Here is a 9,570-nt window from a genome sequence, read left to right on the forward strand (position 1 = left end):
TCAATTGCGCTATCTGGGGCTTAATAAAGAGGAAGCAGAAAAGCAGAGCTGTGAAATGATCCTGAGTCCGCTAGCGTGGAACTTACTGTGGTCAAAGCAAAACAAATCGAAACCACCGAAGAAAGCCCCAAGCCTCTACTGGGCCTATATTAACCTCGGCAAGCTTGCAGGTTGGTACGATTCAAAACGTAATGGTCGAGTAGGATGGGAAAGGCTATGGGAAGGATGGTTCATATTACAAACCATCCTGGAGGGTTACTTGCTTGCACAGTCTCTTGAGCTAGAGATGTGATCAAGAGACAGTGTATGCAAGGGGCTTTTCTCCTTTTTTTATTTGTATTAGTCATCACTTGATCTGACACTTCGATTTGAAAAGAAGAGAGTTACCCGCTTTGATTAAAGGTGCTGAATCTTAACTCAAAGAAACTAAAAGGTAACTCTCATGCTACATACTAACAATCCAATTATTAAACACAAAGCGGGTCTTCTCAACCTGGCAGAAGAACTGGGCAATGTCTCCAGAGCCTGCAAAGTCATGGGCGTATCCCGAGACACTTTTTACCGTTATCAAGAACTCGTTGAAACCGGGGGTATTGATGCACTAATAAACCAGAGCAAAAGAACTCCCAATCTTAAAAACAGCGTTGATTCGGAAACAGAACATGCGGTTGTTCAATCTGCCCTTGATTACCCGGCCTACGGGCCAGTGAGAACCAGTAACGAGCTGCGTAAATCAGGGGTATTTGTCTCACCCAGTGGAGTGAGATCTATTTGGTTAAGGCACAACCTTGAAAACTTTAAAAAGCGCTTACTGGCGCTTGAAAAACACGTGGCGGAGAAGGGAATAATTCTGACGGAAGCCCAAGTGGTGGCACTTGAGAGGAAGAAACAGGATGATGAGGCCTGGGGTGAAATCGACACAGCACATCCCGGTTATTTGGGTTCACAAGATACGTTTTATGTGGGTAATTTGAAAGGGGTTGGGCGGATTTACCAGCAGACTTTTGTCGATACCTACAGCAAGGTAGCGTTTGCCAAATTGTATACCACCAAGACACCGATTACGGCGGCGGATATACTGAATGACAAAGTGCTTCCTTTCTTTGAGTCGCATCAATTACCCCTGCTGAGGATATTAACCGACCGGGGCACAGAATATTGCGGTCGTGTTGAACAGCACGATTATCAGCTTTATTTAGCGATAAATGATATAGACCACACGAAAACGAAAGCCAGATCGCCACAAACAAACGGTATCTGTGAGCGCTTCCATAAGACGATTTTGAACGAGTTTTACCAAGTAACATTCAGAAAAAAACTGTACAATTCACTTGATGAGTTGCAAAAGGATCTGGATGAATGGATAAAGCACTACAACCATCATCGTACCCATCAGGGAAAAAGATGTTGTGGTCGCACACCAATAGCGACATTATTGGAAGGAAAAGTCATCTGGGCGGAAAAAAACCTAACCCAGAGCTAATCTGACAGGCACTGAATTCAAAGTGGGTGACTGTCAGATCAAGTCTGAACTACTACATTTTATTGCTGCGTCTCTTTTGCTCTCCCAAATTTGATAATGTTTACGATTCTTCATGTTTGACACGACATTGTAGATTTCATCTGCCGTTATTTTGGATATATCTCGACCTGAAAAATGTTGTAGAAAAAACTCAATTTTCGTTTTGTCGTCATCAAGTGACCTTTTATGCTCTTTTTCCCTAAGCCAGCGAATGCAACATTCTTCAAATGTACGAGTTGGCAGATCGTCCAGTTGATCAACCCGCCAAGCCTCAGCCTTTAATTTGTCATACAGCTCCTGCGCTTGCTTTTTGTCCCTCGTGCCAAGAGATTTCCTAACTCTCTTTCCTGACGATGTAAAGAAATGACAGTGCCATATTCCGTTTCTTTGGGTGATTGACATGATTTATCTCCATTACGATCACCCTTGCTCGCTCTATGAGTTTGCATCGGGCTTTTAATATAAGCAAGAACAGCAGACTTAGTTGTTTTATATCCTTTGCCGATCCGTTTGCCGTCTATAGCACCAGTGGCTATTAGATTAGCAACAGTTCTTGATGAAACTTTAAGCTCTTTGGCTGCCTCTTTTGTATCCCAAATGTCATCTTCAATATTCATTTCTAACTCCTTTTATCGAGCTTGATTGAAATTTTTAGTTATTATTTAAAGCAATCCTTGCCATTATTTTCCCTGCGCTCTTAAATATATTAATCATCCGTAATATTGGTTTTTATCTCTGAGACTGGGAATTCAGTGTCGTTTAATGCATCTCGGATAATTTCGTTTATGTAATAAATTAAATCTTCATCAGCTAACTTTTCGTCATCATGAAAATAACAAAACTCTTTTGCTGATTTACGGGGTATTTCAATTGTTACTTTTGGTATATTCATGCTATTTCCTCAATTGTTCGTTACCGATATTAAATAAATATTCTTTATCGACTGTGGTTAATAATTTTCGTGGAGTAATAAACGGCCGCCAAATTAAAAACATTGAGCCTTTTGTATTACTCTTACCTTTGATATTTAAATCCGCTGGAATAAATGAAATTCTGCCACCCGTTATTAATCTGACCTCATCCACCGTTTCCAATGCCAATTTAAACCAGCCCACAGATGTATCAGAGGGGACTAACATCACAATAGGCTGTAATTGTTTCCGGCATTCGATAGCGGCTTTTTCTACCCATTTCGAAATATTGCTATAGGGTGGATTTACATATATTGCACCATAACTCTCCCAGTCACATTCCAGTGCATTATCTCGTTCCGTGAGATAATGTGCATACAGGGTATTCTGAGCATCGGCGGCTGCATCTAAATAAAATCCGAATTCTATATCGAGTGCCAGAAATAATGGGAGTGGAGTTTGCCAGAGGTCTTTAAATTCTTTAGGCGTGTTACTGCCTCCAAAATCACTCATTGTTTATATTCCTTATTTTCCTCCTATCCCGCTCATAATCCTCCCCACATTCCCGACTACAGAATGCACCGTGTATTGCTGGTTCTGCCTCACACCATCGACACATTCCGTTGATACTGGTTAATGCTGGTGGCCGGTTCCGTAGAGCATGAGATATATTCAGCTTATTTAATTCATTCGCTGCGTCGATAATATCCATGTTTATTTCTCGTTATTTGTTTGGATGAGGATAGAGGCAAACTGCAAACATTGTTTTGCCCTCATCAAAATCATCTATGTTTTTACATATTTTTCCATCCACTAAATTGTAATATGCCACAGGTTTCATATTTTCATATTCAGCGAGTTTCTTTGCTGACTCTTCCAATGACTTTTTTTATTTTTTCGACGGAAGGCATTTCTGTGCGGATAATTTCTAGTGCTTTTATTGTGCTAACTTCACTTTCCATTCTTTTATTAACCCAGCCATCTAAATCTTCTGAGTTATTTTTTGCCTCAGATAGTAAATCTTCATCTGACCAATCAAAAAGGCCTTCCATCCAAAACATGGCTTGCTCTTTGTCTCCTTTTTCCAATAAGCAGAGTGCAGCTGCATTTACTAGTAACAGCCTTTCTATTATCCACGAATTAGATAATTCCATTGCTGCCTTAACTTGCAGGCTTTCTATTTCTTTTGCCAACTCAATCACATCATTGCTCATTATTAATTCTCCGAAACTCAATAACCCAAACCCACGGATTAACTCTCCAGCTATTTTCGCCGTAGATTGATATCCATAGATTGGCGAATGCAGCTCGCGCAGAGGCACCCTCAGCTATCGCATCTTTTTCACTGATATCCTGCAACTGTTCAACCCTGATATTGCACAGATAAATTTCACCAATTGAGCTGCTATTCTGGTCATAAAATTTAACTAAATGACCAATATCACCATATGGACACGGAACATCTATAAACCCAGCCTGCCATGCCGCGTTAACCTGTTGAGATAGCGTGTAATCGTTATCCCACGCGCCCAGTTGCCGCAATTCCTGCTCCGTTACTTTTGGCTGTGGTTTAAATTGGCCTGCGCGTCTGTGTTTTCCTGCCAGCCAAAATAGCGTCTATCATCTCACCGTTAAATTTGAGCGGCTTCATTTAAACCTCCTGCATATATTCGCTGCCCGTTCGCACATATCAGTGTCGAACCAGCCGAAATGACATTGGCTGGGACTAATTTCTAGCTGTTTTGCTAACCAATGATAGGCCTCCGCGCGCGTCAATCTCCCTGATTTCCATATCCGTTCAAAATACTGTTTGCAGTTATTCCGCGCCGCACGAACTTCTTTATTTGCCAATGTCCCTAGTGGAATATCCGTAAATGGGTGCATCCCCACATAGGCTCGGCATGTGGTGCACATATACAACCATGGCCAATTTCCATAACTCCGGCCATATACATCTTCATGACTGACTATTGCCACATTCCCATTGCAGTAACGACATTCGGTAGGTGCTGGTAGCGGATCTTTGACTTTCCTGATTGCTCTTATACTTGGATTCCATGACGTTTTTTCCACAATAATCCTCCCGCCGCATAGCAGCGTAGTGATAGGGGTGGGTTAGAGGGTTCTATCTGGATTGCCGAGCACGGTCACTCGGTGTTGGAAGTCGGTAGGTTTTTGTTTGCCTTCCTCGCGTCTCTCTTTTGCGTCGAGTTTATGGCATTCAACGCACATTTTGTTTTTCACATATCGTAGAGTGTGTCCCAACTGGCACGGGTTGCCAGAATAATATTTACTCGGTTCCGCGGTCATGGGCTGGCGTCTCCAATTCTGATTTTCTGATGTTATAGACTTCGGTCATTTTTTCTTTATGCTCAGGATAGTTAGCTAACGCTTTTTCAGCCCACTGATAGGCAGTTTTTAACTCAGCAGGATTCATTTCATTGGCTTGAGCAGTAAACCGAGTCAATATTTCTTGCGGATCTTTTGGTTTCCGGCATCAAGGCGATTACTGGCGGCGATGAAGTTGCTATCGATCCGAAACATAAACAGCTCTATTCAACCCGTATTCCTGCGGTGGTGCTGGCAGTAAACAATAATGCCATGAGTTTCAGCGATCGCAGTGGTGGTGTTTCTCGTCGTCGGGTGATTTTCAACTTTTCTGAAGTCGTGCCGGAAAATGAACGTGATCCGTTCCTTCGGGATAAAATCACAACAGAATTACCCGTGATTATCCGGCATTTGCTGCATCACTTCGCTGATCCACAAACCGCAAGGCATTTGCTGGCAGAGCAACAAAAATCAGAAGAAGCGCTGGATATCAAACGCGGCACCGATCCACTGGTCGATTTCTGCGGCCACTTGATTGCATCTGGTGAAGCTGACGGCCTGTTAATCGGTAATGCGGAGATTGTGCCGTTCAATCCCCGTAAGTACCTTTATCACGCCTACCTTGCTTATATGAAAGGTAATAATCTGAATAAACCTGTTTCCGTAACTCGTTTTGGCATAGATATGCCGGGCGCACTGGCAGAGTATGGTCTGCATTACCTGCGTAAAAAAAGCAAATACGGTATTCGCAGCAATATGAGCCTGAATATTGAAACCGTCAATGAATGGATGTCAAAACTGACAAGAGATAACCCGCCGGAAGAGTAATTTCTCCTGATTCCAATTATTTTCAAAGAAATATAAAAAAGTGTTCACTACTGTTCACCCTGTAATTTAAATTAGATATATCAATCAATTATAGGGTGAACAGTTATTTTTAAACTGTTCAAAACTATTCAACGCTGTTCACCCTTTTTCTAATTTCAGGTGAACGCTTGGATGAAGAGTGATGATGAGTTTAATTTCAAGTTATCACCATTTAACACAATGAATTTAAATGAAAATATATCAAAGTGAACAGGTGAACAGTTTTATGCCTAATTCTTTTATAGGGGGGAGTTAGATAACAAATCATTTTTCCGGCAGGTGTTTTTCAGCTCTCCGCTTGACCGGGTTAATGTATTAGCCCGGTTAAGCGGAGAAGACAAGCGTGGCGCGTCAGTGTGGATTGTCAGGCAAGAAACTCGTTCTGGCTGGCAATCAATTTAGCGCCACAAGCTGTACTCATACCTTCTACAGCAATTGCTTTGCCATGACTCTTTAAATTTTCACTGCCTTCAACAATGGGAAACACACCTTCACATTTAGGGCATTCAACTAAATCCGTTTCCCCGGCAACCGGAATACCTTTATAGGTATAGCCACCGACAGTAGTAATCACGTTTCCACCGTGATCGGTGGTGTCGTTTAATAAAATTACGGCTTTGTTTGTCATTGTTATTATCATCCTCAGCAGATTGATTCTTATAAAATAAATAACTTCAGAGTGACCGATTTACCACTCACCGTAGGGGTGTTTTTTTTCTTTAATAAAAGATTTTATTTCCTCAGAATATTCACCATAACCATCAGGATGATTTGTTTTATCCCGGCAAATAGTCATGTTATCTCCGGAAACTGATTCACCTTTGGCCACTAAAATATTATCCCCGTTGTTTTTATCATATCCCCGTAACCAAGCTCTGGTGATTCCACCAGGAGCCAGACCAATAAATAAGGTATCTCGGTAGAAAACACGATTTTTAACTGAGTGCCCGGCAGAAGGCTCCCTCATCAACTTTCGAACATCCGATGTAAAAATAAATTTTGTCTGGTAGGTTTTTTTATCAACCACAGAATCCCAGCAAACTAATAATGCCTGGGGTAAGGCTTCACCATGATTCTTAATTCCGCTAGTCCCTCCACCTAACTTATTACTCCATGAATTTACACTGTTATAATCTGGATCTGCTCCATCAGGCATAAATTTTTGCACAATATAATTATCTTCATCCAAAAATTGAACAAAACTAATACTGGCGTAAAAATATTCTGGGGTAATAAATTGGAATTTCCATTTATCGTAAGGCAGCGGTTCACTGTTGCGTACAATGGGCTTGTAAGTCACTACCCGCTTTCCTGATGGATACGACTGACAGGCAGCTAACCCGAATATTATGCCTAAGCTAAGTAACAAAGCTAATTTCCTTTTGTTTCTCATTATGAAATATCCTTGCCATTATTATCAAAAATAGTTCTACGCCAATCACTATTAGGACGATTTGCATATGCAATTTCCGCCGGAAGAATATCACCCTGCTTTTCATTATCTTTTGTTTTAGAATTATTCCAATTCGCTGAAAAGTGCGTGTATTTAGACCATATCAGTTTGAGTTCTTCCTGAGTAAAAGGCTCAGGTTTTTGTCCCTGTCTGATAGACAACCCTTGAGCAATAGCTTTTTTGGCTATGGACTGAAGCTCTTCCGGCAGTTGATAATTCCCATCTTTATTGTCTGGCTTATTAAAAACCAGTCCAGCTTCTTGGGCTGCGTCTTGCATTACTAACATACCCACTTTAGACCAATCATTCTGGATGGTACGAGTCAGAACTGCAGCGGCCATTATCTTGGTCGAACCTGTTCGCCTAGCGTATTCTGAACTATCATCATGCCATGTGATCAGCTCAACATTTTCATCTGTGACTAATGAGCCAATGGTCGGGGATTTTTTTAACTGCTCCAGTTCTTTTTGCGTATTTTTATAAACATAAAGTTTATTATCTGACGGTATCCCAAACCCTGAGACTTCCATCGATTTCGGTCGAGTAATACATAAACTTTCATCACTCACAGGGTCATAGCCGCCACCAACATCAGCATGTGCACCGGGGAGTTCAAGTTCAGGCCAGTGAGGTTTTACACTGTTTAAGGAAAAATTATAGCGGCACTCATTCTGCGCTGTAATATGGAAAACACTTTTTGCAATATCAGGCGATAAAAATATATTAGCGCGTCCTGTCACAGACGAATTATGAGGATTGAGCAGATTGTTCATTTCAGCAATGGCTGTAACCGTATCATAGATACCTAAAAAGCGGGTTTTCCCTGTAGGATAACGTGGGTTCTCCAGATAACGATGATCAACAAAGCACTCATTAAGTGCCTTTAACAAATCTTTATCTTGTTTCAAAACACGGTTAGCGAAATGACGGGATGAGGCCGCTCCCCGACTAAAACCAATAATATCGAACTGAAGTGTTCTGATATTATCCTTTGTTTTGTCCAAAAATTCTGTAAGTACCTCTTTTATCTTCTCTATACCAATATCCGTTTTAGTGACAACACCAGTATCTCCTCGTCCTGTTCCATAGCCAATGACACTATCGGATTCACCTGACTTGGTGCCGACCCCGTTAATATACACTTTGATTTGATGATTTCCTGCACTAATTTCATTTGTCCTATATAACTTATGTAAGAAAACTACATTGGTATAATAATTATCGTAACTGAGTCGCCAAACATCACCGGGTTTACCGTACTTATTAAGTGAACACATAAAGTCATTAAATTGCTCTGGGGTTGGGTCGCTTTTTTCTTTCGCACATAAGCGCTCATCGGTATTATCGACATTGTTCCCCGTTCCATCAAAAAAGACGCCAATAGTCAGATTAATACCACTTTCAATGACCTGTATTTCTAATACATGCCTGCGGTTAAGTTGGGATGTGCTGAAGCCTTTTAATGTTGAATCTTTAAAGTGTTCCGATGATTTCAACTCATCATCCTGCCAGCCTTTAATTTTGGGATATCCATCACTGAGCATACCCAATGTCATATATTGGTATTCATGACCGTCCAAAATAGCCGCTGGCTTAACAGGTGAATTGGCCTCGCCTGTTTGCTGGCGAGGTGTCCGTTTAACTATTTCATCGGCAAGAGACTGAGCTGTAACAGATAATGTCACAGGCATCGGGGGAAGATTTTCTTCACGTAATAGCCCCTTTCCATCTGTAGTTCCGGTACGTACAAGACTTTTATTATTCCGGCTTGTCAGTTTATAAGGTATACCTGTTAATGGCTCACCCTGTTCATCCACAAGTTGAAATTCAATCCAGTGTTTCAGTGCCTTTTTACAGTTTATACAGTCTGTTTGTTGTAACTGACCCATGTCGTCTTCCTTAATTATAGTGTGTGAAAAAATTAACGTTAAATGTGTTTATCAAGCAAAGTTTGCGGGTTATCCGTCATAAAATGTTTGAGCGTTAATTTATCCAGGTTCTGTTTTTCCTCTCTTGCCTGTTTCAGCCTGGCAACAAGCCGATTCTGCAATTGCCCTTCCGGTTCATCCAGTTTTAGCGCCAGTTCAGGCTGTTCTTCCCAGAGCTGACAACTTAAAGCGTAAGCCAGATTCTTGAGGGTTGTCTCCGTTGCATAACGCGCCTCAATCAGATGATCACCCAGCACAAATAAGTCGGTATGTAGCGTCTGCGGGCAATTTTCTGGACGGGAATAACAAACGGGATCAGGCGAATCGATCATTAACTCATTGACTGGTGTCAGCAGTTCGCGCCAGTCACCGGGTTTCAGGGCAGGGAGCAGTGGCGCAAAAATCCGGTTATCCATTAATCGTAAAACGACAACCTGCCCCCGCAACAGAACCTGCTGATGTAACCGCCAGTGTTCTAACTGAAACGACCACGGTAAGGTGCTGTGATACCCCCAGCCCCAACTGGCATCGCTGAATTCGTGCTTATCCAGCAACTGAGCC

12 protein-coding genes and 3 pseudogenes are annotated in these 9,570 nt (G+C 41.7%); 3 read left to right on the forward strand and 12 right to left on the reverse strand.

Features of this window, described 5'->3' with window-relative positions; all coding sequences use genetic code 11:
- Together IQ209_RS17430 and IQ209_RS17435 are read left to right on the forward strand one after the other, a co-directional pair.
- A pseudogene (locus IQ209_RS17430) lies at positions 1-292 on the forward strand (IS4 family transposase); the annotation flags it as partial.
- Positions 293-442: 150 nt separating this feature from the next.
- A complete protein-coding gene (locus tag IQ209_RS17435; protein WP_193852462.1) occupies positions 443-1,483 on the forward strand; it encodes an IS481 family transposase in 1,041 nt (346 codons plus the stop codon).
- Positions 1,484-1,540: 57 nt separating this feature from the next.
- Here the strand turns inward: IQ209_RS17435 and IQ209_RS17440 are convergent.
- The 8 genes and pseudogenes from IQ209_RS17440 to IQ209_RS17475 form a co-directional block, all read right to left on the reverse strand.
- Positions 1,541-1,918: pseudogene (locus IQ209_RS17440) on the reverse strand (integrase); the annotation flags it as partial.
- On the reverse strand, positions 1,801-2,139 hold the full coding sequence (locus IQ209_RS18820) for a helix-turn-helix domain-containing protein (RefSeq protein WP_339378909.1): 339 nt from the start codon (positions 2,137-2,139) through the stop codon (positions 1,801-1,803). The pseudogene IQ209_RS17440 and the gene IQ209_RS18820, both read right to left, overlap by 118 nt.
- Before the next feature lie 89 nt (positions 2,140-2,228).
- Positions 2,229-2,414 (reverse strand): hypothetical protein, encoded by a 186-nt coding sequence (locus tag IQ209_RS17445; protein ID WP_193852463.1) that lies wholly within the window; start codon positions 2,412-2,414, stop codon positions 2,229-2,231.
- Position 2,415: 1 nt separating this feature from the next.
- On the reverse strand, positions 2,416-2,946 hold the full coding sequence (locus IQ209_RS17450; RefSeq protein ID WP_193852464.1) for a phage N-6-adenine-methyltransferase: 531 nt from the start codon (positions 2,944-2,946) through the stop codon (positions 2,416-2,418).
- Between the two features lie 338 nt (positions 2,947-3,284).
- Complete coding sequence (locus IQ209_RS17455) at positions 3,285-3,647, reverse strand: hypothetical protein (protein ID WP_193852465.1); 363 nt, start codon at positions 3,645-3,647, stop codon at positions 3,285-3,287.
- Positions 3,637-3,975, reverse strand: a complete 339-nt coding sequence (locus tag IQ209_RS17460) for a hypothetical protein (RefSeq protein WP_228005965.1) — start codon at positions 3,973-3,975, stop codon at positions 3,637-3,639. Before IQ209_RS17460 ends, IQ209_RS17455 begins: the two co-directional genes overlap by 11 nt.
- 105 nt (positions 3,976-4,080) lie before the next feature.
- Positions 4,081-4,506, reverse strand: a complete 426-nt coding sequence (locus IQ209_RS17465; protein WP_339378910.1) for a zinc-finger-containing protein — start codon at positions 4,504-4,506, stop codon at positions 4,081-4,083.
- A 217-nt stretch (positions 4,507-4,723) separates the two neighbouring features.
- Positions 4,724-4,900 carry a hypothetical protein gene (locus IQ209_RS17475; protein WP_193852466.1) on the reverse strand — a complete coding sequence of 59 codons (177 nt, stop codon included), beginning with the start codon at positions 4,898-4,900 and terminating at the stop codon, positions 4,724-4,726.
- 23 nt (positions 4,901-4,923) lie between these two features.
- On the opposite strand from IQ209_RS17475, the pseudogene IQ209_RS17480 reads away from it, so the two are divergent.
- Positions 4,924-5,589, forward strand: a pseudogene (locus IQ209_RS17480) (primase-like DNA-binding domain-containing protein); the annotation flags it as partial.
- Between the two features lie 403 nt (positions 5,590-5,992).
- Here the strand turns inward: IQ209_RS17480 and IQ209_RS17485 are convergent.
- From IQ209_RS17485 to IQ209_RS17500, 4 genes are all read right to left on the reverse strand, one after another.
- The gene (locus IQ209_RS17485) at positions 5,993-6,256 is read right to left on the reverse strand and encodes a PAAR domain-containing protein (RefSeq protein WP_193852467.1); all 264 of its coding nucleotides are present in this window, start codon (positions 6,254-6,256) and stop codon (positions 5,993-5,995) included.
- Between the two features lie 60 nt (positions 6,257-6,316).
- Entirely contained in the window at positions 6,317-7,021 is a 705-nt protein-coding gene (locus IQ209_RS17490; RefSeq protein ID WP_193852468.1) for a DUF2931 family protein, read from the reverse strand.
- Positions 7,021-8,970, reverse strand: a complete 1,950-nt coding sequence (locus IQ209_RS17495; protein WP_193852469.1) for a phospholipase effector Tle1 domain-containing protein — start codon at positions 8,968-8,970, stop codon at positions 7,021-7,023. The genes IQ209_RS17490 and IQ209_RS17495 overlap by 1 nt, the downstream gene beginning before the upstream one ends.
- Positions 8,971-9,008: 38 nt before the next feature.
- Positions 9,009-9,570: DUF4123 domain-containing protein (locus tag IQ209_RS17500; protein ID WP_193852470.1), on the reverse strand; the 562-nt coding region annotated here is incomplete at its 5' end.

The organism is Xenorhabdus sp. BG5 (assembly GCF_015163665.1).
In the GTDB taxonomy this organism is placed as follows: Bacteria; Pseudomonadota; Gammaproteobacteria; order Enterobacterales; family Enterobacteriaceae; genus Xenorhabdus.

What these genes read in the sequence shown, in the direction of transcription:
- IQ209_RS17435 (WP_193852462.1), top strand. Translation starts at nt 443, where the DNA reads ATGCTACATACTAACAATCCAATTATTAAACACAAAGCGGGTCTTCTC.
- IQ209_RS17450 (WP_193852464.1), bottom strand. Translation starts at nt 2,946, where the DNA reads ATGAGTGATTTTGGAGGCAGTAACACGCCTAAAGAATTTAAAGACCTC.
- IQ209_RS18820 (WP_339378909.1), bottom strand. Translation starts at nt 2,139, where the DNA reads ATGAATATTGAAGATGACATTTGGGATACAAAAGAGGCAGCCAAAGAG.
- IQ209_RS17485 (WP_193852467.1), bottom strand. Translation starts at nt 6,256, where the DNA reads ATGACAAACAAAGCCGTAATTTTATTAAACGACACCACCGATCACGGT.
- IQ209_RS17490 (WP_193852468.1), bottom strand. Translation starts at nt 7,021, where the DNA reads ATGAGAAACAAAAGGAAATTAGCTTTGTTACTTAGCTTAGGCATAATA.
- IQ209_RS17495 (WP_193852469.1), bottom strand. Translation starts at nt 8,970, where the DNA reads ATGGGTCAGTTACAACAAACAGACTGTATAAACTGTAAAAAGGCACTG.
- IQ209_RS17445 (WP_193852463.1), bottom strand. Translation starts at nt 2,414, where the DNA reads ATGAATATACCAAAAGTAACAATTGAAATACCCCGTAAATCAGCAAAA.
- IQ209_RS17455 (WP_193852465.1), bottom strand. Translation starts at nt 3,647, where the DNA reads ATGAGCAATGATGTGATTGAGTTGGCAAAAGAAATAGAAAGCCTGCAA.